The sequence below is a fragment of the Kitasatospora sp. NPDC087314 genome, from assembly GCF_044744365.1.
Lineage (GTDB): Bacteria > Actinomycetota > Actinomycetes > Streptomycetales > Streptomycetaceae > Kitasatospora.
Genome location: NZ_JBIUYE010000002.1, coordinates 622,199 through 645,096 on the forward strand (window position 1 = coordinate 622,199; position 22,898 = coordinate 645,096).

Consider the following 22,898-nt stretch of genomic DNA (forward strand, 5'->3'; position numbering starts at 1 on the left):
CTCTACTCCCCCGCCGGCGCCGACTGGCGCGCGGCCTCTCGCTCCAGCTCCTCCAGCAGCGCGTCCTCGACGAGTCGGGCGACCGCCGACACGGTGGGGTTCTCGAGGAGGCTGCGGAAGGCGATCCGGACGCCGAAGGTCTGCTTGATCCTGGTGATCGCCTGAACACTGGTCAGGGACTGGCCGCCGAGCGCGAAGAAGCTGTCGTGCGCGCCGACCCGCTCCACGTGCAGGGTCTCGGACCAGATCCGGGCGATCAGCTTCTCGGTCTCGTCGCGCGGCTCCACCCAGGCCTCGGCGGTCTCGACGGCCGTCTCGGCCGGGTCGGGCAGCGCGGCCCGGTCGATCTTGCCGTGCCGGGTGAGCGGGAAGGACTCCAGCTCGACGAAGGCCGCCGGCACCAGGTGGGCCGGGAGCCGCTCCGCGAGGTAGCCCGCGAGTTCGGTGCCGCCGGGGGCGCCGCCCGCGGCCGGGCGCAGGTACGCGACCAGGCGGGCGTGCTCGGCCTCGCCGCGGACCAGGACGACGGACTCGGCGACGCCCGGGTGGTCGTCCAGGGCCGCGGTGATCTCGCCCGGCTCGATCCGGTAGCCGCGCAGCTTGACCTGGTCGTCGAGTCGGCCGAGGAACTCCAGCCGGCCGTCGGACAGCCGGCGGACCCGGTCGCCGGTGCGGTACAGCCGCTCCTTCGGGTCGAACGGCGCGACCAGGAAGGCCTGTTCGGTCAGCTCGGGGCGGCCCAGGTAACCGCGGGCGAGGCCGTCGCCGCCCAGGTACAGCTCGCCGGGCGCGCCGACCGGGGCGAGGTTGCGGTCCGGGTCCAGGACGTAGGCCCGGACGTTCTGGACGGGCAGGCCGAGGACGGGCCGGGGGCTGTCGGCGAGCCGGCAGACCAGCGCGTCCACGGTGGCCTCGGTGGGCCCGTAGAAGTTGTAGGCGATCAGGTCGGACTGGGCGCGCAGCCGGTCCCACTGGGCCTGGCCGATCGCCTCGCCGCCGAGCGCCGCCCCGCGCAGCGGGTGCGCGCCCGGGGCGAGCAGTCCGGCGTCGTCGAGCTGGCGGAACCAGGACGGGGTGGTCTGCAGGAAGTCGATCCGCTGCTCGGCGCGGTAGGCGACCAGGGCGTGCGCGTCGCGCCGGACCTCGTCGTCGACCAGGTGCAGCTCGTGGCCGGCGACCATCCACAGCACCGGGTTCCAGGAGGCGTCGAAGGAGGCGGGCGCCAGGTGCGCCACCCGGACCTGCCGGTCGCCGCAGGCCTCGCGCAGCGGGTTGAAGACCGTGCGCAGGTGGCTGTCCAGCAGGTTGGCCAGGCTGCCGTGCTGGATCAGCACGCCCTTGGGCCGGCCGGTGGAGCCGGAGGTGTGGATGACGTAGGCGGCGTGCTCCGGGGCGAGGTCCACCTCGGGCGCGGTGCCGGGGCGGGCCGCGATCTCCTCGCGCTCGCGCTCCGGGACGACCACCGCGACGTCCGCGGGCAGCGGCAGCGCGGCGCTCGCGGCCTCGTCGGTGATCACCACCCGGGGCTTGACGTCGTCGACCAGCAGCCGCAGGCGCTCGACCGGGGCGGCCGGGTCCAGCGGGGTGTACACGCCGCCCGCCTTGAGCACCGCGAGCAGCCCGGTGATCAGGCCGGGGCCGCGCCGCAGGCAGACGGCGACCGGCACCTCGGGGCCGACGCCCCGGTCGGCGAGGTGGTGGGCGAGCCGGTTGGCCCGCTCGTCCAGCTCGGCGAAGGTGATCCGCTCGCCGTCGTGGACCAGGGCGACGGCCTGCGGGGTGGCCGCGGCCTGGCGGGCGAACTGCTCGGGCACCAGGGCGTCGGTGCTGAGCGCGGTGGTGGTCTCGTTGTGCCCGGTGAGCAGCCGCTCCCGGTGGGCGGGGGCCAGCGCGCGCAGCTCGGCGAGGGTGCGCTCGGGCTCGTCCGCGATCTCCTCCAGCAGGGCCCGCAGGTCGCCGGTCACCCGGTCGGCGGTGTCGGCGTCGAAGAGCCCGGGGTCGTAGGCGAGCCGGAAGGACAGCTGCTCGCCGGCGAAGACCGCGAGCACCATGGCGTAGCTGGTGGGCTCCTGGGAGCGCACGTCGCGGATCCGGATGCCCTGGTCGGAACCCATCTCGCCGTCGAAGGGGTAGTTCTCGACGACCACGTAGCTGTCGAACAGGTCGACCCCGGCGGGCAGTCCGGTCCAGCCGCGGATCTGGGCCAGCGAGACGTACTCGTAGCTGCGGGCCTGGACCTGGCCGCGCTGGAGGTCGCCCAGCCAGTCGAGGACGGGCTGCTCGGGCCGGACCTCGACCCGCACCGGCAGGTTGTTGATGAACAGGCCGATCATCGACTCGACGTCGGGCAGGTCCGCGGGGCGGCCGGAGACGGCCGAGCCGAAGCAGACCCCCCGCTCCCCCGAGTAGCGCGAGAGCATCAGCGCCCAGGCGCCCTGGGCGAGGGTGTTGGTGGTGAGCCGGTGGCGCCGGGCGACCTCGGCGAGGCGTGCGGTGACCTCCGGCTCCAGCTGGAAGACGCTGGTCGCCTCGCTGCCCTGGCGGGCCGCCTCCTCGCCGGCCCGGTCGGCGGGCAGGGCGGTCGGGGCGGTGAAGCCGTCCAGCAGCTCCCGCCAGTAGCGCTCGGCCTCGCCCAGGTCCTGCTCGCCGAGCCAGGCGACGTAGTCGCGGAACGGGCGGCGGGCGGCCGGGCCCGGCCGGTCGTGACCGGTCAGCCGCAGGTAGTCGTCGACCACCTCGGAGACCAGCTCGGCGCTGCTCCAGCCGTCCAGCAGCAGGTGGTGCGAGGTCCAGACGACCCGCAGGGCGTCGTCCGGCTCGTCGATCAGGGCCAGGCGCATCAGCGGCGCCACGGCCAGGTCGATGCCGCGGGTGCGGTCCTCGGCGAGGAAGGCGGCGAGCCGCTGCTCGCGCTCGGACTCCGGCAGGGCGCGCCAGTCCAGCCGCTCGACCGGCACCGTGACGTGCTCGCGGACGACCTGGAGCGGCTGGTCGGTGTCCACCCGGGCGAAGCCGGTGCGCAGCATCGGGGTCCGGTCGGCGAGCCGCTGCCAGGCCTCGGCGAAGGCGTCCGCGTCCACGCCGCCCTCCAGCAGGAAGGACAGCTGGCCGAGGTAGACGCCCTCGCCCTCCTCGGTGAGGCTGTGGAACAGCAGGCCGTGCTGCATCGGCGTGGCCGGGTAGAGGTCGGCGATCCGGCCCTGTCCGGTCAGCTCGTCGAGCAGCGGCTGGTCGACCCGGGCGAGCGGGAAGTCCGAGGGGGTGGCTCCGGAGGCGGCGGCGCCGGCCTCGCGGCAGTGCGCGACGATGCCGCGCAGCGCCTCGACCAGCTGCTCGCCGACCCGCTGGACGGTCTCGGTGGTGTGGGTCGCGGTGGAGTGGAACAGCTCGAAGCCGAGCTTGCCGTCGCGCACGTAGGCGACGATGTCGAGCGGGTACTCCAGCAGCTCCTCGGGCGACTGCTCGGTGCCGTAGCCGAGCCGCACGTCGTGCAGCAGGCCGCCGTCGTGGCCGTCGACCACCCGGCCGAGGTAGTTGAAGCCGACCTGGGCGCGGGGCTGTTCGGCCAGCAGCTCGCCGGGCGCCCCGGCCGGGCTGAGGTGGCGCAGCGCGCCGTAGCCGATGCCGCGCTGCGGGACGGCCCGCAGCTGCTCCTTGACCGAGCGCAGCCGGGCGCCCCAGTCGGCGTCGTCGGCGGTCTCCAGGGCGACCGGGAAGGAGGTGGTGAACCAGGCGGTGGTGCGGCTCAGGTCGACGTCGTCGAAGATCTCCTCGCGGCCGTGGCCCTCCAGGTCCACCAGGACGGTGGAGCCGCCGGTCCAGTCGGCGAGCACCCGGGCGAGCGCGGTCAGCAGGACGTCGTTGACCTGGGTGCGGTAGACCGCGGGGACCTCGCGCAGCAGCGCGTCGGTGCTCTCCGCGTCCAGGCCGACCCGGACGGCGGCGGCGGTGGCGACGGTCGGGGTGCCGGTGAGGTCGGCGGGCAGCGGCTCGCCGCCCGCGCGGCCGGCCGCGAACCAGTGGTCGAGCTCCTCGTCGAAGCCGCCGACCGCGGTGTGCTCGGACAGGCGCCGGGACCAGTCGAGGAAGGAGGTGCTGCGCGGGCCCAGGTCGACCGGCCGGCCCTCGGCCGCCTGCCGGTAGGCCGTCTCCAGGTCGCCCAGCAGGATCTGCCAGGACACCGCGTCGACCACCAGGTGGTGGGCGGTGAGGAAGAGCCGGGCGCCCGCGGTGCCGCCCAGGTCGGCCAGCACGGCCCGGACCAGCGGGCCCTCGGCCAGGTCGAAGCCGGACTGGGCGGCGGTGGCGGCGGCCAGCAGCGCGCCCTCCGGGTCGGCCTCCAGGGTGAGGTCCAGCCGCTCCAGCGGCCAGCCGTCGCCGGGGGCGGCGATCTCCTGCTGCCAGCGGCCGTAGACGGTGCGGAAGCGGGTGCGCAGGGCGTCGTGGTGGGTGAGGAGCGCGTCGAGCGCGGTGCGCAGGTGCGCCTCGTCCGGGAGCTCCCGCAGTTCGGCCAGCACGGACATGGTGCTGTGCTGGGGGGCCTTGGTGTGGTGCTGGAAGAAGGCCCGCTGGATCGGGGTCAGCGGCGCCCTTCCGGTGACGGGTTCGGTGTTCACGCCGGCCGGCTCCTCGGGTTCGTGGGTGGTGATCGCCGCGGCGATCCCGGCGATGGTCTGGTGGCTGAAGATGTCCTGCGAACTGAGGCGCAGGCCCAACTGCCGCGCCCGGGAGACGACCTGGATGCTCAGGATCGAGTCACCGCCCAGGTCGAAGAAGTTGTCGTCGACGCCGACCTCCGGCACCCGGAAGACCTCCGCCCAGAGCCCGGCGAGTGCCTGCTCGGCGGGCGTCCTGGGGGCGGTCCTGGTGACGACCGGACGGTCGGTGGCGGCCGCCGCGGGCAGGGCCCGCCGGTCGACCTTGCCGTTGGCGTTCAGCGGCAGCCGGTCGAGCCGGACGAAGGCCTGCGGCACCATGTGGCGGGGCAGCGAGCCCTCCAGGTAGCGCCGCAGTTCGGCGCTCTCCGGCGCGGTGCCGGGCCGGGACACGACGTACCCGGTCAGGACGGCGCCGGGTTCGGTGCGCAGCGCCGCGACGGCGTCGAGGACGTCGGGGTGGCGGCGCAGGACGGCCTCGATCTCGGCGAGTTCCACCCGGAAGCCCCGGATCTTGACCTGGTCGTCGCCGCGGCCGAGGAACTCGATGTCGCCGGTGGGCAGGTAGCGCGCCTGGTCGCCGGTGCGGTAGAGCCGGCCGTCGGGGTAGGGCGTGAACGGGTCGGCGGAGAAGCGCTCCTCGGTGAGGTCGGGGCGGTTGAGGTAGCCCCGGGTGACGCCGGTGCCGCCGAGGTAGAGCTCGCCGACGACGCCGACCGGCAGCGGTTCCAGGTCCGCGTCCAGGACGTACATCCGGGTGCCCGGGATGGGCCGGCCGATCGGCACGCTCGCGACGTCCGGCAGGCTCTGCGGGGTGACGGTGAAGTACGAGGACTCGACGGTCGCCTCGGTGACGCCGTAGGAGTTGAGCACGACGGTGCCGGGGGCGACGCTCTTCAGCAGCCGCCGGCAGTCGTCGGTGCGCCAGTTGTCCGAGCCGACGGCCAGGTAGCGCAGCGGCGGGAAGGTCCGGCCGGTGCGGGCGGCCTCGTCGGCCAGCGCGTTCGCCAGCGAGGGCACCGTCTCGACGTGGGTGACGCCCCGGCGCTCCATCAGGTCGAGCAGGCGGACCGGGTCGGTGGTGGCGTCCTTCGGGCAGAGCACCAGCGTGCCGCCGGCGGTCAGCGCGTGCGTCAGGTCGGAGACGAAGACGTCGAAGGCCATGCTGGCGAGGTTGAGTTGGCGCACCGGGCCCTGGTCGAGCCGGTACGCCTCCCGCCAGGCCGCGGCGGCCCGGGCGACGCTGCGGTGCTCGACCGTGACGCCCTTGGGCTTGCCGGTGGAGCCGGAGGTGTAGATGACGTAGGCGAGGTTGTCCGGGGTCACCTCGGTGCTGGGCGCCTCGGCGGGCCAACTGTCGATCTCCGCGCGGTCGGCGTCCAGGCAGAGCACGGTCGCGTCGCACAGCGGGAGCCGCTCGGCGAGCTCGCGCTGGGTGACGAGCATCGCGGCGGCGCTGTCGTCCAGCACCAGGCGCAGCCGCTCGGCGGGGTGGGAGGGGTCCAGCGGCAGGTAGGCGGCGCCGGCCTTGAGGACGCCGAGGGCGGCGACCACGGTGTCGGGGCCGCGCTCCAGGCAGATGGCGACCACCGTCTCCGGGCCGATGCCCTGCCCGACCAGGTGCTGGGCCAGCCGGTTCGCCCGGGCGTCCAGCTCCGCGTAGGTCAGCACGGTGTCCTCGAAGACCACCGCCTCGGCGTCCGGGGTCTGCTGCGCCTGCTCGGCGATCAGCTCGTGCAGGCAGGCGTCCGCCCCCGGGGTACCGGTGTCGTTCCACTCGTACAGGACCCGGTCGCGGGCGCGCAGCGACAGCATCGGGACGTCGCCGACCCGCTGGCCGGGGGCGCTCGGCATGCTGCCGAGCAGGACGGCGAGCTGGTCGGCCAGCACCTCGGCCTGGGCCCGGTCGTAGAGCGCCGGGTCGTAGGAGAGCAGCAGGGTCAGCGAGCCGTCGTCGTCGTAGGCGGTGAGGTCGAGGGTGAAGCTGGTGGTGTCCACGGCGCGGACGTCGCTCAGCCGCAGTCCGTGGCGTTCGGCGGCCGCCCCGTTGCCGGGGTAGTTCTCGAACACCACCAGGGTCTGGAACAGGGCGCTGCCGCGCGGGACCTTGCTGCTGCGCTGGATCTCGGCGATCGAGGAGTGCTCGAACCGCCGGGACTCGGCCTGGTCGGCCTGCAGCGCCGCCAGCCACTCCACCAGCGGCACGTCCTGGTCGACCTCGGTGCGCAGCGGCAGGGTGTTGAGCAGGTTGCCGACCATGGTGTCGGCACCCGGCAGGTCGGTCGGGCGGCCGGCCACGGTGGTGCCGAAGCAGACGTCGCGCTGCCCCGAGTGGCGGGCCAGCAGGATCGCCCAGGCACCCTGGACGGCGGTGTTGAGGGTGAGCCGGTGGCGGCGGACCATCGCGACCAGCGCGTCGGTCTCGGCGCCGGACAGGCCCACCCGGACCTGGCCGGCGGACTGGGACTCGTGGCCCTGGGGCACCGAGCGGCCGAACGGCAGCGGGGTCGGCGCGTCCAGGTCGCCCAGCAGGGCGCTCCAGTGGGTGGCCGCCGCGTCCTTGTCCTGCCGGGCCAGCCAGGCGACGTAGTCGCGGAACGGCCGGCGCTCGGGCAGGACCGGGGCCTTGCCCCGGCCGTCGGTGAGCGCCTGGTAGACGGCGAAGAGGTCGGCGAACAGGTGCGAGGTGCTCCAGCCGTCCAGCACCGCGTGGTGGAAGGTCCACACGACGCGGACGGTCCGCTCGTCCTCGCGGGCCAGGGCGAGCCGCATCAGCGGCGCCCGGGACAGCTCGATCCCGGTGGCGCGCTCCTCGTCGATCAGCGCCTTCAGCCGGCGGTCGAGCTCGGCGGCGGGCAGGCCGGTCCAGTCGAGGTGGCGCACCGTCAGCTTCGCGGTGCGCTCGACCACCTGGACGGGCTCGGGGACGCCGTCCCAGACCAGCCGGGTGCGCAGCGCGGGGGTGCGGTCGACCACCTGCTGCCAGGCGGCGGCCAGCGCGTCGACGTCCCGCACGCCCTCCAGCCGGAAGGCGACGTGGTCGGAGTAGGCGCCGACGCCGTCCTGGTTGAGGGTGTGGAAGAGCATCCCGCTCTGCATCGGGGTCAGCGGGTGGATGTCCTCGACCGTGGAGCCGGCCGGCACCAGCCGGTCGACCGTCGCCTGGTCGAGGGTGAGCAGCGGGAAGTCCCCGGGGGTGGCGCCGCCGGCGCCGGGCGCCAGGCAGTGCTCGACGAGCTCGGTCAGGGCCGCCGCGAAGTCGTCGGCGAGACGCTGCACGGTGGCCTGGTCGTGGCGCTGCGGCGCGTAGTGGAAGTCGAAGGTCAGCACGCCGTGCCGGACCTCGCCGACGATGTCCAGCAGGTGCGGCCGCTCCTCGTCCGGGTGGTGGTCCAGGCCGTAGTCCGGCTCGACGGCGCGGAACAGCTCGCTGCCGGCCGCGGCGTCGCTCCACTGGCCGAGGTAGTTGAAGCTCACCAGCGGCTGCGGCGCCCCGGCCAGGGCGCGGGCCTTCGGGTCGTCGCCGCGCAGGTAGCGCAGCGGGCCGTAGCCGGCGCCGCGGCCGGGCACGGCGCGCAGCAGTTCCTTGGTGTCCCGGATGAGCCGGCCCAGCGGGCGGTCGGCCGGGGACTCCAGCAGCACCGGGAAGATCGAGGTGAACCAGCCGACCGTCCGGGAGATGTCGATGCCGTCCAGGATCTCCTCGCGGCCGTGGCCCTCCAGGGTGATCAGGGTGCGGGCCCGGCCGGTGAAGCGGGCGAGCGCGCGGCCGAGTGCGGTCAGCAGGACGTCGTTGACCTGGGTGCGGTACACGGCGGGCACGTCCTGCAGCAGCTGCCGGGTGCGCTCGGCGTCGAGGCCGGCGGAGACCGCGCGGGTGTCGCCGACGGTGTTGCGGCCCTCCCGGTCGGTGGGCAGGTCGGCGGCGCCGGCCGGTACGGGGCGGGCCCAGTGGTCCAGTTCGGCGTCCAGGCCGCCGTCCCGGGTGAAGGCGGCGAGGCGGCGCGCCCAGCCGCGGTACGACGTGCCGGCCGGGCCCAGGTCGACGTCCTCGCCGCGGACGGCCTGCCGGTAGGCGCTCTCCAGGTCCTCCAGCAGGATCCGCCAGGAGACGCCGTCCACGGCCAGGTGGTGCACGGTGATCAGCAGGCGCGCGGGTTCGGTGCCGTGGTCGAACAGCAGGGTGCGCACCAGCGGCCCCTCGGCCGGGTCCAGCGAGGCCTGGGCGGCCTCGGCGAGGGTGCGCATGGCGGCGGCGCGCTCCTCGGGGGCGGCCTGGTCGAGGCTGACCCGCTCGATCCGGGCCTCGGCCGGCGGGGCGTCGGCGTCCGGCGCGGTGACGACCTGGAGCCGCCGGCCGTCGGGGCCGGTGGTGAAGCGGGTGCGCAGGGCGTCGTGCCGGCGCACGAGGCCGGCGAGGGCGCGGGCCAGCGCCGGCTCGTCGACCGCGCCGTCCAGGGTGATCAGCACGGACTGGTTGAAGTGGTGGGCGCCGCGGGTGTGGTGGGCGAAGAACCACTCCTGGACGGGGCCGAGCGGAGCCGGCTCGTGGTCGTCGGCGTCGGCCTGGACGACCGGCGCCTCCTCCACCGGCCGGGCGGCGCGGGCGAGGTCGGCCAGCGACTGCCGGGAGAAGATGTCCTTCGAGGTGATGACGAGTCCGGCCCGGCGGGCCTTGGCGACCACCTGGATGCTCAGGATGGAGTCGCCGCCGAGCTCGAAGAAGTTGTCGTCGGCGCCGACCCGGGCGATGCCGAGCACCTCCGACCAGACCTCGGCGAGCGCCTGCTCGGCCGGCTCCTCGGGGGCCCGGTAGTCCTCCCGCTCCAGGGTGGTGTCGGGCGCGGGCAGGGCCCGGACGTCGACCTTGCCGTTGGGCGTGAGCGGGAAGGCGTCGAGGGTGACGAAGGCGGTCGGCACGCTGTAGGAGGGCAACCGCTCCTCGGCGAACGCGCGCAGGTCGAGCGGCGCGAGCACGGCGGCGGGCTCGGCGCGCAGGTAGCCGACCAGCCGCTTGTGGTCGCCGTCGGCGAGGGCGACCACCAGGGCCTCGGCCACCGCGGGGTGGGCCTCCAGGACGGCCTCGACCTCGGCGGGCTCGATCCGGTAGCCGCGCACCTTGACCTGGGTGTCGGCGCGGCCGAGGTACTCGACCAGGCCGTCGGCCCAGCGCACCACGTCCCCGGTGCGGTACATCCGCTCGCCGCTCCCGGCCGCGAACGGCGAGGGCTGGAAGCGCTCCTCGGTCAGCTCCGGCCGGCCCAGGTAGCCGCGTGCGACGCCGGGGCCGGCGATCCAGAGTTCGCCGGGGGTGCCGGGCGGGACGGGCCGGCGGCGCTCGTCGAGGACGTACACCGCAGTGTTGGAGATCGGGCGCCCGATCGGGATGGCCCGTACGCCGTCGGTCTCGCGGATCAGGTGGGAGACGGCGAAGGTGGTGGTCTCGGTCGGCCCGTAGCCGTTGACCAGCCGCTGCGGCGGCCGCCCGCCGGCCAGCACCTCCGCGATCCGGCGCGGGTTCAGCGCCTCGCCGCCGACCACCAGGTGGCGCAGGCCGCCGAAGGCGGTCGGCTCCAGGCCGACGACCTGGTTGAAGAGGCCGGTGGTGAGGAACATCGCGGTGGTCCCGGTCGAGCGCAGCGCGGCGGCGAAGGCCGGCGGGTCGAGCAGGACGTCCTTGGTGATGACGGCGATCCGGGCTCCGACCACCAGCGGCGCCCAGAACTCGAAGGTCGCCGCGTCGAAGGTGGCGTCGGCGACCTGCGCCACCACGTCGTCGGCCTGCAGCGGGGCGTAGTCGGCCCCGCAGACCAGCCGGACGATGGAGCGGTGCTCGACCACGACGCCCTTGGGCTTGCCGGTGGAGCCGGAGGTGTAGATGACGTAGGCGGCGCTCTCCGGGCCCGCGTCGGTCTGCGGCGGTCCGGCCGGGAGGGCGGCCAGCTCGGCCGCGCACTCGGCGGGCAGCAGGGCCGGGACGGCCGGGTCGGGCAGCCGTTCGAGCAGGTCCCGGTCGGTGACGCAGAGCGCGGCCGCGGTGTCGGTGAGCATGAACTCCAGCCGGTCGGCCGGGTAGTCCGGGTCCAGCGGCACGTAGGTGCAGCCGGCCTTGAGCACGGCCAGCAGGGCGACCACCAGGTCCGTGCCGCGGGGCAGGCAGACCGCGACGTACTGGCCGGGGCGGGCGCCGCGGTCCAGCAGCAGGCGGGCCAGCCGGTCGGCCCGCTCGTCGAGCTGGCGGTACGTCAGATCCCCTTCGGCGGCGGTGACGGCGACGGCGTCCGGGGTGGCCGCGGCCTGCTCGGCGACCAGCGAGTGGACGGTCCGGTCGGCCGGGTAGGGCACCCGGTTCTCGGCCCAGTCGCGGGTGACGGTGCCGAGTTCGGCGGCGGTGAGCAGCGGCAGGTCGCCGACCGGGCGGTCGGCGTCGGCCGCGACGCCCTCCAGCAGGAGCAGCAGCCGGGCGCAGAGCGCCTCGACGGTGGCGGCGTCGAACAGGTCGGTGTTGTACTCCACCGTCCCGCCCAGCGAGCCGTCCTCGGTCGGGGTGAACTCCAGCGTCAGGTCGAAGATGGAGGACACCGACGGCGCGCGGAACTCCTCGACGGCCGGGCCGCCGAAGTCGGGCAGGCCGCCGGGCGCGTTCTGCAGCACGAGGGCGGCCTGCACCAGCGGGGTGCGGCTCGGGTCGCGCTCGGGCTGGATCTCGTCCACCAGGCGGTGGAAGGGGACGTCCTGGTTGCTCAGGGCGTCCCAGAGCTGGTCGGTGGTGCGCTCCAGCAGCTCGCCGAAGGGCTCGTCCAGGTCGATCCGGCCGTGCAGGACCAGGGTGTTGACGAAGAAGCCGACCAGCGGCTCCAGTTCGGAGCGGTCGCGGCCCACCGACACCGTGCCCAGGCCGACGGTGCGCTGGCCGGTGTGCCGGGCCAGCAGCACCTGGGTGGCGGCGGCGAGCACGGCGAACAGCGTGGTGCCGCGTTCGGCGCCCAGCGCGTCGAGGCCCGTGGCGACCTTGGCGTCGACCCGGAAGGCGTGCAGGGCGCCGACGGTGGTGCGCACCGCCGGGCGGGGCCGGTCGGTCGGCAGCTCCAGCGGCTGGATGTCCGCCAACTCATCGCGCCAGTAGTCCAGTTGTCCGGCGATGAGGTCGTCGGTGCAGCGCTCGCGCTGCCAGCGGGAGTAGTCCCGGTAGCTGACCGGCAGCGGGGCGAGGGTGTGCGGGCGGCCCTCGACGGCGGCCCGGTAGAGCTCGCCCAGCTCGTTGGTCAGCAGGCCCTTGGACCAGCCGTCGGCGGCGATGTGGTGCAGGTTGAGGAAGAGCGCGTGGTCGTCCGGAGCGTGCCGGACCACCGTGGAGCGCAGCAGCGGGCCGCTCGCCAGGTCGAAGGGGGTGGCCAGCTCGCGGCGCAGCAGCGCGGCGAACTCGGCCTCGCGCTCCTCGGCGCCCAGCGCGGTCAGGTCCACCGGCTCGGTGTCCGGGGTGTAGGCGGCCCGGACCTCCTGGCGGGCCACGCCGTCCTCGGTGGCGAAGACGGTGCGCAGCGGCTCGTGCCGCTCGACCAGGGCGGTCAGCGCGGTGCGCAGCGCGTCCAGGTCCAGGTCGCCGCGCAGCCGGATGCCGAACGAGGTGGTGTACTCCACCGCGTCGGTCTCGAACTCCTGGAGGAACCAGAGGCGTTCCTGGCCGAAGGAGAGCGGGGCGGGCCCGTCGCCGCCGGGGCGGATCGCGTCGCGGTCGCCTCCGCCGGCGGCCGCGAGCCGCTGCCGCAGGATCTCGGCGGCGTCCTGCCCCTCGGCCGTGGTGCCGTCACTGTGTCGCTGGTCTGTCATCGGTTGCTCCCCCGCGCGGCACCGCGCGTCGTCTTCCGGTCCGCCGGTGTCCGGCGCACGTCGTCGAGTACTTGCTTGCGGACCTGGTCCGCCAGGGCCGCCACGGTGCGGGCGGCGAACACGTGCCGCGCCGAGACACCGACGCCGAACACCTCCCGGATCCGGGCGGTGACCTGCAGCGTGAGGACCGAGTTGGCGCCGTGGTCGAAGACGTTGTCCTCGGCTCCCACGACGGGCACGCCCAACACCTCGGCCCAGATCCGGGCCAGGGCCTCCTCGGTCTCGTCACGCGGGGCGGTGGGCTCGGCGGCGGGCCGCTGTTCCACCGGTTCGGGCAGGGCCCGCCGGTCGATCTTGCCGCTCGTGGTCATCGGGAACGCGTCCAGGACGACCACGACCGGGGGGACCATGTAGCCGGGCAGCCGCTCGGCGAGCCGGGCCCGGATCTTCTCCGGGTCGGCGACGCCGTCCGCGGGCACCACGTAGCCGGTCAGCACGGTCTGCCCGGACGGCTGGGTCCGGGCGACCACCGCGGTCTGCTCGACCGTCTCGTCGTCGAGCAGCGCGGTCTCGATCTCGCCCAGCTCGATCCGGTAGCCGCGCACCTTGACCTGGTTGTCGATCCGGCCGAGGAACTCGATCGTGCCGTCGGACAGCCAGCGGACGAGGTCGCCGGTGCGGTACAGCCGCGCACCGGCGGTGGCGGCGAGGTGGTCCGGGACGAACCGCTCCTCGGTGAGCTCCGGCCGGCCCAGGTAGCCGCGGGCCACGCCGGCGCCGCCGACGAAGAGTTCGCCGGGGACGCCCACCGGGACGGGCTCGCGGCGCTCGTCGAGCACGTAGCCGGTGGTGTTGGCGATGGGCCGGCCGATCGAGGGCAGCCGCCCGACCGGGGCGTCCTCCTCCGACTCCAGCACCGTGCCGGTGGTGAGCACGGTGGTCTCGGTCGGGCCGTACAGGTTGGACAGCGAGAAGGCGGTGCCGCGCGGCAGGCGGCGGCGCACCACGTCGGCACCGGTGAGGATGTGGCGCACCCGGCCCCGGTGGAGCGCGGGCTGGTCGAGCAGGGCCTCCAGGCGCGGCGCCGGGATGAGGATGAGGGTGATCCCCTGCTCGACGATCCAGCCGGCGAGCAGGTGCGGGTCCTCCAGGACGTGGTCGGGCACGAAGCGGATCTCGACGCCGCAGGCGAGGGCGCCCCACTGCTCCAGCACCGTGGGGTCGAAGCCGGGGGGCACCATCTGGGTGGCCCGGTCGCCCGGCCGGGCGTCGAAGAAGTCCCGGTACCAGTCGCAGAGGTTGACCACGCCGCGGTGCTCGATCAGGACGCCCTTGGCCTTGCCGGTGGAGCCCGAGGTGTAGATCACGTACGCGAGGTCCGACGGGCCGACGGCGACCTCGGGCGGTCCGTCGTGCGCGCCGGGCTCGGCGTCCTCCACGTACAGCACCTCGACGCCGGCCGGCACCTGCGGGCCGGGCAGGTCCCGCTGGGTGAGGAGCACCGGCACCGCGGCGTCCTCGATCACGTAGACCGTCCGGTCGTCGGGCAGTTCGGGGTCCAGCGGCAGGTAGGCGCCACCGGCCTTGAGCACGGCGAGCTGGGCGATCGTCATCTCGGCGGCGCGCCGGGTGCGGACGCCGACGACGGTGCCCGGGCCGACCCCGCGGTCCACCAGCCGGTGGGCCAACGCGTCCGTCAGCGCTTCGAGTTCGGCGAAGGTGAGGGTGCGGTCCTCGGTCCGCACGGCCACCGCGTCCGGGGTGCGGCGGGTCTGTTCGGCCACCAGCCCGTGGATGGTCTCCGTGTGGAACCGGGCCTCGGTCGCGGTGGAGTTCCAGCCGGTGGTGACCAGCCGGCGCTCCTCCTCGGTCATCAGCGGGATTTCGTCGACGAGCCGGTCCGGGTCGGCCGCCATGCCCTCCAGCAGCACGGTGAGGTGGCCGGCGATCCGGGCGACGGTCTCCGGGTCGAAGAGCGCCGTGCTGTACTCGACCAGGCCGCCGAGCCGGCCGTCCCGCTCCTCGAACTCGAAGCCGATGTCGAACAGCGCGTGCATCCGCGGCAGCGCGGTCTCCTCGACCCGCAGGCCGTCGGGGCCGGGGAGCACGTCCTGGGCCCGCTTCAGCATCAGCGCGGCCTGGATCAGCGGCGTGCGGCTGGGGTCGCGGTCCGGCTTGAGCTCGTCGATCAGCCGGTCGTACGGCAGGTGCTGGTGGGTGAAGGCGTCCAGGACGCCCTGCCGGACGTCGGCCAGGAAGGCACCGACGGTCGTCTCGGGGGTGGTCCGGGCGCGCAGCACCAGCGTGTTCACGAAGAAGCCGAGCACGTCCTCCAGTTCGCTGTGCTCGCGGCCGGAGACGATGGTGCCGACCGCGACGTCGCGCTGGCGCGCGTAGCGGGAGAGCAGCAGCTGGACGCCCGCCGTGAGCGCGGTGAACAGGGTGATGCCCTCCCGGCGGCAGAGCCGGGTGAGGGCGGCCACCAGCTCGGGGCCGAGCTCGAAGGGGTGGCCGGCGCCCCGGGTCGCGCGGGTGGCGGGCCGGGGCCGGTCGGTGGGCAGCTCCAGCGGTACCACGCCGTCGAGTTGGCGCTTCCAGTAGGCGAGGTCGGCGGCCTCCCGCTCGCCGCGCTCGCCGTGCTGGTGCACCGCGAAGTCGGCGTACTGCAGCGGCAGCGGGCTCAGCGGGGCGGTCCGGCCGGTGGCCTCCTGATCGAGTAGGGCGACGAGTTCCCGGGCCATCACCTCCTTGGACCAGCCGTCGGTGACGATGTGGTGCATGTCCAGGACGAGCAGGTGCTCGGCGTCGCCCAGCCGGATCAGCCACGGGCGCAGCAGCGGGCCGCCGCGCAGGTCGAAGGAGCGGCTCAGCTCGGTGCGCAGCAGCGCGTCGAGCTCCTCGGCGCGCCCCTCGGCCGCGAGGTCGGTGAAGCGCACCGCCCGGTGGCCGGGGGCGTGCACGACCTGCACGCCCTGGCCGTCCTCGGTGGCGAAGGTGGTGCGCAGCGCCTCGTGCCGGGCCACCAGGGCGTCGACGGCGCGCCCGAGGGCGTCGCGGTCGAGCGGCCCGGTCAGCCGCAGTCCGAGCGGCGAGTTGTACTCGGTGCCCTGGGACTCGTAGTCGTACAGGAACCAGAGCCGCTGCTGGCCGTAGGAGAGCGGCAGCGGCCGCTCGCGCCCGACCGGTACCAGCCCGGCCCGGCGGGCGGGTTCGCTGCCCAGCCGGCCGGCCAGCCCGGCGACGGTGGGCGACTCGAACAGGGTGCGGATCGGCACCTCGACGTCCAGCACCGAGCGGATCCGCCCGATCAGCCGGGTGGCGAGCAGGGAGTGGCCGCCGAGGTCGAAGAAGCTGTCCTCGACGCCGATCGAGGCGACGCCGAGCACCTCGCAGAACAGGTCGCACAGCTGCTCCTCGCGAGCGCTGCGCGGCCCGTGCCCGGTGCCGGCCGCGGCGGTGCCCGGGTCCGGGAGCGCGGCCCGGTCGGTCTTGCCGTTGGGGGTCAGCGGGATCTCGGGGATCGGCACCACCACGGCCGGGACCATGTACCCGGGCAGCGTCGCGGCGGCGTGCGCGCGCAGCTCGGCCGGGTCGGCGCCGCCCTCGCCGGCCGGCACCACGTAGGCGACCAGCCGGGTGTCGCCGGCGGCGTACTCGCGGGCCACCGTGACGGCGCGGGCCACCGCGGGGTGCTGCTCCAGGACGGCGTCGATCTCGCCGGGCTCGATCCGGAAGCCGCGGACCTTCAGCTGGAAGTCGGCGCGGCCGACGTACTCCAGGTTGCCGTCGGCGGCCCAGCGCACGATGTCGCCGGTGCGGTACATCCGGTCGCCCTCGGCGCCGTACGGGTCGGGCAGGAAGCGGTCCCGGGTGAGGTCCTCGCGGTGCAGGTAGCCGGTGCCGACGCCGTCCCCGGCGATGTACAGCTCGCCGGCGACGCCGACCGGCACCAGGCGCAGCGCCTCGTCGAGGACGCGGACCCGGGTGTTGCCGATCGGCCGGCCGATGGTCGGCGCGCCGGGGCGGTCGTCGAGCCGAGCGGCGGTGGACCAGATGGTGGTCTCGGTGGGCCCGTACAGGTTGGTGACCTCCCTGCCGAGCGCGCGCATCCGCTCGGCGAGGGCGGCCGGCAGGGCCTCCCCGCCGACCAGCATCCGCAGGCCGCGCAGCGCCTCCGGGACCTCGTCGCACAGGGCCTGCCAGAGGCTGGGGGTGGCCTGCACGACGGTGGTGCCGGTGCGGCCGAGCAGGGCGCCCAGCTCGGCCGGGTCGGTGACGCTCGCCCGGTCGGCGAGGACCACGGTGGCGCCGGCGACCAGCGGCAGGTAGAGCTCCAGGGCGGCGATGTCGAAGGCGATCGTGGTGACGGAGGTCCAGACGTCCTCGGCGGCCAGCGGGAACAGGTCGGCCATCGAGACCAGGAAGTTGGTCAGCGCGTGGCGGCTGATGACCACGCCCTTGGGGCGGCCGGTGGAGCCGGAGGTGTAGATGACGTAGGCCGGGTCGGCCGGCGTCGCGGCCGGGCCCTCCTGCGGGGCGGCGCCGGCGGCGAGCCGGGCCCGTACCTCCGCGTCGTCGACCAGCACCCGGTGGGCCGCGGTGGCGGGCAGCCGCCCGGCCGTCGCGGTGTCGGTGACGAGCGCCGAGGGGGCGGCGTGGTCGAGGATGTAGCCGATCCGGTCGGCCGGGTAGTCGGGGTCGAGCGGCACGTAGGCGGCGCCGGTGCGGGCCACCGCGAGCAGGGCGACGACGAGGTCGGCGGAGCGCGGCAGCGCCAGTGCGACGAGCCGGCCCGGGGCGGCGCCGTGGCGGCGCAGCTCGCCGGCCAACCGCTCGGCCCGGTCGTCCAGTTCGGCGTAGCTGAGCACGGTGTCGCCGGCGACCAGGGCGGTGCGTGCGGGCTGGGCGGCGGCCCGGGCTCGGAACAGCGCGGAGACGTCGGCCTCGGGCACCGGCCGGTCGGTGGCGTTCCACTCGGTCAGCAGGGCGTGCCGCTCGGCCGGGTCCAGCACCTCGTAGCCGTCCGGGTCGCCGTCCGGCGCGGCGACGGCGGCGGCCAGCAGGCGCGGCAGCGCGTCGGCGAGCCGGCGGACGGTCGCCGGGTCGAACAGCTCGGTGCTGTAGCCCACGGTCAGCCGCAGCCCCGGGCCGTCGGGCGCGGTGCGGAAGCGCAGCTGCAGGTCGAACGGGGAGTGCCGGCGGGGCAGTCGGGCGACGCGGGCGTCGAGCGGGCCGAAGTCCGGCCGGGCGGGCAGGTCCTCGGCGAGGTCGAAGGCCACCTGGGCCAACGGGTGGCGGTTGAGCGCGCGTTCGGGCCGCAGCTCGCCGACCACGGTCTCGAACGGGACGCCGCCGTGGCGGCGGGTCGTGTCGGCGACCGCCGCGCAGTCGCGGACCAGCTCGCGGAAGGAGGCGCCGGGCCGGCGCAGGACCCGCAGCACCACCGGGTTGGCCAGCGGGCCGACCACGGCGGCGCGCTGCGCGTCGTCGCGGCCGGGCAGGCTGCCGATCAGCGGGATGTCGGCGCCGGCGCCGAAGCGGCCGAGCAGCGCCACGACCGCGGCGTGCAGCACCGCCTCGACGGTGGCGCCGCAGTCGGCGGCCAGCTCGGCGAGGGAGGTGGACAGCGGGCCGTCCAGCTCGGTGCGGTACTCGTCGGCGGCGTACCGGGTGACGGCCGGCCGCGGCCGGTCGACGGGCAGGTCGAGCTGCGCCGGCGCGCCGTCCAAGGCGGCGCGCCAGTGGGCGAGTTCGGCCGTGGCTCGCTCGCCGGGCCGCTCGGGGGTGCCGTTCAGCTCCAGGTCGGCGGCGGCCGCCGCGGCGTACTGCGGGGCGGGCTCCGGTGCGGCGGTGGCCGCCGCGTACGCCCGGGCCAGGTCGTCGACGATCAGGCCGAGGGACGGCTCGTCGGCCGCGATCTCGTGCACCGTCAGGACCAGCACGTGGCCGTCCGGCCCGGTGGCCAGCAGCCGGGCCCGCAGCGGGGGCTCCCGGGTGAGGTCCAGGCCCTCGCCCCCGGCCCGGGCCAGCTCCTGGTCGAGCCGGTCGGCGGCGACCGGCTCGGGCCGCAGCCCGGCGAACGCCTCGCCGTCGGGGGCGGGTTCGGGGCGGCAGCGGCCCTCGACCTCGCGGTGCACGGTGCCCAGCAGCGGATGCCGCCGGACCAGGGTGCCCAGTGCGGCGCGCAGCTGCTCCGGATCCAGGTCTCCGGCCAGCCGCAGCGCCACCGTGTGGGTGTGGCCGGCGGCGCCCTCCTGGAAGCGGTTCAGGAACCACAGGCGCTGCTGCGCCGGCGACAGGACACTGTCGTTGGTCATCGTCACTTTCGCTCTCCAGCCTGTTCAGGCGACGCGTCGCAGGACGCGTCCGCCGAACTGCATGTGGTCCGCGCGCCCGGTCTCCGGGTCGAGCAGGAAGCGGCCGAGGTGCTCCACCTCGGGCAGCCGCGGGTGCCGGGCGGCGAAGAATCGCCCGCCTCGGCCGGTCAGGTCGTACTCCGTCCCGTCGTCGTCGACCAGGACGGTGGCGCCGGGGACGTCGGCGCCGGAGTGGATCCGGTACACCGTCTCGCCGTTGGCCCATCGTCCGGCGCAGTCGGGCAGGTCCTGCTCGGCGCCGGCGGCGGGGCCCGGGGCGTACCCGGCGACGTCCACGCCCTCGGCCCGGAGCTGTGCCAGCAGGTCCTGCCAGGCGGCGAGGCCGGCCAGGGAGTCGGCCTGCAGGGCGATGACGGTGCCGCGCTCCGGCTGGATCCGCAGGTGGCAGGTGGCGCCCGCGCCCACGCCGTCGAGGCCGAGCCAGCGGTCGGCGCCGTTGCCGTACCGGGCCCAGCCGTGGCCCCAGCCGTCGGCCAGGCCGAACGGCAGGGTGTCGAAGGGTGGTTCGGCCATCTCCCGGACGGCCTCCTGGTCGAGCAGGAGGGCGTGCGCGGCGTCGCGGTCGGCCAGGTGGAGCCGGGCGAACGCGACCAGGTCGGTGACCGTGCCGGCGATCGCGGTGGCGGGGGCGAGGTCGCGCGGGATCGCGTCGGCCGCCAGGAAGGCCGGCTCGACGTCCAGCGGCCGGAGCAGGAAGTCCGCCACGGCGGTGCGCCAACTCGCCCCGGCGGCGGCCTCGATGACCTTCCCGGCCAGCGCGAACCCGGCGTTGGAGTACGAGAACGCGGTGCCGGGGGCGAACAGCGGGCCGGCCGCGACGGCGGCCCGCAGCCCGCCGTCGCCGGGGCCGTCGCAGATCATCCCGGAGGAGTGGCTGAGCAGGTGGCGGGTCGTCAGTTCGAGCCCGGAGAAGGGCGGTTCGGTCAGGTACTCGCCGACCGGTCGGTCCAGGTCGAGGTCGCCGTCGAAGGCCAGCTGCATGGCCAGCGTCGCGGTGAAGAGCTTGGTGAGCGAGGCGAACGGCGCGGCGGGCGCCGGCCCGGGCTCCGCCCCCACCTCGGCGACGTGGAGTTCGCCGGCGTCGTAGAAGGCGCACCGCAGGGACGGCACACCGTGTTCACGCGCGAGCCGTCCGGCCTTTTCACGCCATGACTGTGAATTCACTAAAACCCACCCACCGCATTCACCGGAATCCGAAAAAGGCGCAGCACGACAGCCCCGTTCGGCCGCGTTCCGTCCACGGCTCGTCGGTACGGGGATTACGCAAAAGGGGAATTTGCTCTGGTGAATGCAGGCTAACACCGGGCGGCGGGGGCGGTCAGGGTCGTTAAGCGGCAGCCGAATGACCCTGGTTGCCGCACTGCGACATGCCGCTCGACCTGCCCGGAAACCCGAAAACGCCGATGGGGTCCGCGGTCGCGGACCCCATCGGCGGGTCGGTGTTCCAAAGGGTCGGGCAGGACTACTCGCGCAGCCCGATGGCCTCCACCGGGCGGGCGCGCAGGGCGAGCTTGGTCGGCACCAGAACGGCCGCCGCCGCCAGGGCCGAGGTCGCCGCCACGATCGCCAGGTACAGCAGCGGCGGAATGTGCGGAACCAGGGACCCGGTCAGGCCCATGCTCACCGTCATCAGCGGCACGATCGGCACCAGACTGCCGACCACCACCGCGATCAGGATCAGCATGAGCGTCTCGGTGCGCATCATCCGCATGACCTGCTCGGGGGTCGCGCCCACCAGCCGGAGCAGCGCGAACTCCCGTGCTCTGGACAGGGTGGTCATCACCAGGGTGTTGGCGACGGCCACCGCGATGTACCCGAAGACCAGGATCAGCGGCAGCGCGCTGCCGAACAGGTTGGCCGTGCCCGCCTTCTCCTGGGCGGCGGACAGCCCGCCCTTGTCCCGGACCTGCACCCCGGGGTAGCGGTCGTTGAGCCCGGTGAGCTCGGCGATCACCTTCTTCTTGTCCGCGCCGTCCTTGGCCCGGACCAGCACGGAGTCGTACATCCGGCGCGAGCTGTGCTGGAGCACGGTGTCGTAGGACAGCGTGATGTCACCGAAGCCCAGGCCGCGCTGGTAGACGGCGATCACCTTCGGCTCCAGCGTCTGCCCGTCGGGCATGTGCACCTTGATCGCGCCGCCGACGCCGGCGCCGAGCGTGGCCGAGGCCCCGCTGCTGATCGCCACCGTGTCCGCGGACAGGTCGTCCAGGGAGCCCGCGGTGACACCCAGGTCGACGACCCGGCTCAGGTTGCCCGGGGTCAGCCCCTGCGCCTTGTAGTCGAAGATCTCCGGCGAGCCGAGCATCTTCGTCGAGGCGAACAGGTCGACCCGCACCGTCCCGGCCGCGGCGTCGATCCCGTCCAGGCCCTGGATGAACTTCGGCGCGGTCACCGGCAGTCCGCCGGACTCGCTGGTCACCGTGTAGTCGGCGAGGACGCCGGCCTGGGCCTGCGCCTCGGCCGCACCCGAGGTGGTGGTCGGGATGAACAGCTGCACCGAGGCGAAGCCGATCGCCAGGATCAGCGGGCCGATGCCGGCGGCCAGCCGCCGGGCGTTGGCCCGGGTGTTGGCCACGGCCAGGAACCCGAGGGTGCCGAACCGCCGCTGGAAGGGCGCGGCCATCAGCCTGGTCGCCCTCGCCACCACCGGCGGGGCCAGCATGAGGATCGCGATCACCATGATCAGCCCGCCGCTGCCGGCCGCGGCCACCGCGAAGATGCTGCCGAAGAACAGCGGCAGCAGCGACGCGCCGAAGCCGAGGACGAACAGCAGGATCCCGATCGCCACCCGCGCCCCGCCGATGCCCGGCTGCTCGGTCTGGGCCTCGCTGAGCGCCTCCACCGGCCGGATCGACACCACCCGGCGGGCCACCGCGAACGCCGCCACCTGCGCGGCGATCACGCCGATGCCGACCGCCGCGATCGCCGGGATCGGGCCGTAGGAGAACTCGAAGTCGTCCGGCAGGATGCCGATGGCGCCCAGCGCCCCGCGCAGCATCCCGGCGGCCAGCATGCCGGGGAAACAGCCCAGGATCGAGGCCACCAGCGAGATCACCAGGGCCTCGCCCGAGATCATCTTGTGGATCTGCTTGGGCGTGGCACCGACCGCGCGCAGCAGCGCCAGCTCGCGCCGCCGCTGGTGCACGCTGAGCGCCAGGGTGCTGCCCACCACCATCATGGTGATCAGCACGACGGTGCCGCCGAGCGAGCCCGCCAGCTCCTTCAGGCTGCCCCGGGCCGAGGCGACGTCCGGGTTCTCGACGCTACTGCGCCCGTCACCGGTGTAGACGTCGATCAGCGAGCCCTTGAGCACCTTGTCGATCCGGTCGCCGAGCTTGCCGGCGTTGGTGTCCTTGGGCGCCAGCACCCCGATGGCGCTGACCTGGTCGGTGCGGCCGAACAGGGTGCGCGCCTCGTCGTCGGAGAAGAACACCGGCGGGGTGCGCAGCGCCCCGCCGCCGCCCTTGTAGGTCACGATGCCGACGACCTTGTACGAGCTGGCGTCCCGGGTGGAGGCGATCTTGGCGCTGTCGCCCACCTTCACCTTGGCGTGGGCGGCGACGGACTTCTCCAGCACCACCTCGCCGGAGCGCTTGGGCTCGTCGCCGTTGCGGTCGTACGGGCCGAGCGCGGCCGCGCCCCAGTTGGTGCCGTTCGAGGTCCGGTCGTCGGCGCCCTTGACCAGGCTCTCGCCGTCCTTCGAGACGACCTGCGCGGGGAAGGTGAGCACCGGGACGGCCTTGTCGACGCCCTCGGTGCGGGCGACCTTGTCGACCAGGTCGATGGGGACGCCGACGGCGTCCTTGAGGTCCTTGGACTTGCTCTTCTTGGCCTCGTGGACCGTGAAGTGCTTCTGACCGCCGACCACGACCGCAGCGCTGGCGTAGCGCTGGACCGGCACCCCGTTGCCGATGCCGGACTGCAGGATGATGCCAAAGGCCGTGACGAGCACGGACGCGCCGAACAGGGCGACGAACGCCCCGACGAACCCGGCCTTACGCTCCTTGACGGTCTGTACGACGAGCCTGAACACGCC

The 22,898-nt window shown here is 74.7% G+C and carries 4 protein-coding genes; all 4 read right to left on the reverse strand.

The window, feature by feature from the left end; translation table 11 throughout:
• Positions 1 to 2 precede the first annotated feature (2 nt).
• Entirely contained in the window at positions 3 to 12,485 is a 12,483-nt protein-coding gene (locus ACIO5E_RS06415) for an amino acid adenylation domain-containing protein (protein WP_400664373.1), read from the reverse strand.
• On the reverse strand, positions 12,482 to 18,802 hold the full coding sequence (locus ACIO5E_RS06420) for an amino acid adenylation domain-containing protein (RefSeq protein WP_400664375.1): 6,321 nt from the start codon (positions 18,800 to 18,802) through the stop codon (positions 12,482 to 12,484). Before ACIO5E_RS06420 ends, ACIO5E_RS06415 begins: the two co-directional genes overlap by 4 nt.
• A gap of 24 nt (positions 18,803 to 18,826) precedes the next feature.
• Complete coding sequence (locus ACIO5E_RS06425) at positions 18,827 to 20,164, reverse strand: serine hydrolase domain-containing protein (protein WP_400664377.1); 1,338 nt, start codon at positions 20,162 to 20,164, stop codon at positions 18,827 to 18,829.
• Between the two features lie 160 nt (positions 20,165 to 20,324).
• Positions 20,325 to 22,895, reverse strand: coding sequence for an ABC transporter permease (locus ACIO5E_RS06430; protein WP_400664379.1), 2,571 nt, complete (start codon positions 22,893 to 22,895; stop codon positions 20,325 to 20,327).
• Positions 22,896 to 22,898 lie beyond the last annotated feature (3 nt).

Excerpts from the sequence above, each read along its gene's own strand:
- ACIO5E_RS06415 (WP_400664373.1), bottom strand. The coding sequence starts at position 12,485 with ATGACAGACCAGCGACACAGTGACGGCACCACGGCCGAGGGGCAGGAC.
- ACIO5E_RS06420 (WP_400664375.1), bottom strand. The coding sequence starts at position 18,802 with ATGACCAACGACAGTGTCCTGTCGCCGGCGCAGCAGCGCCTGTGGTTC.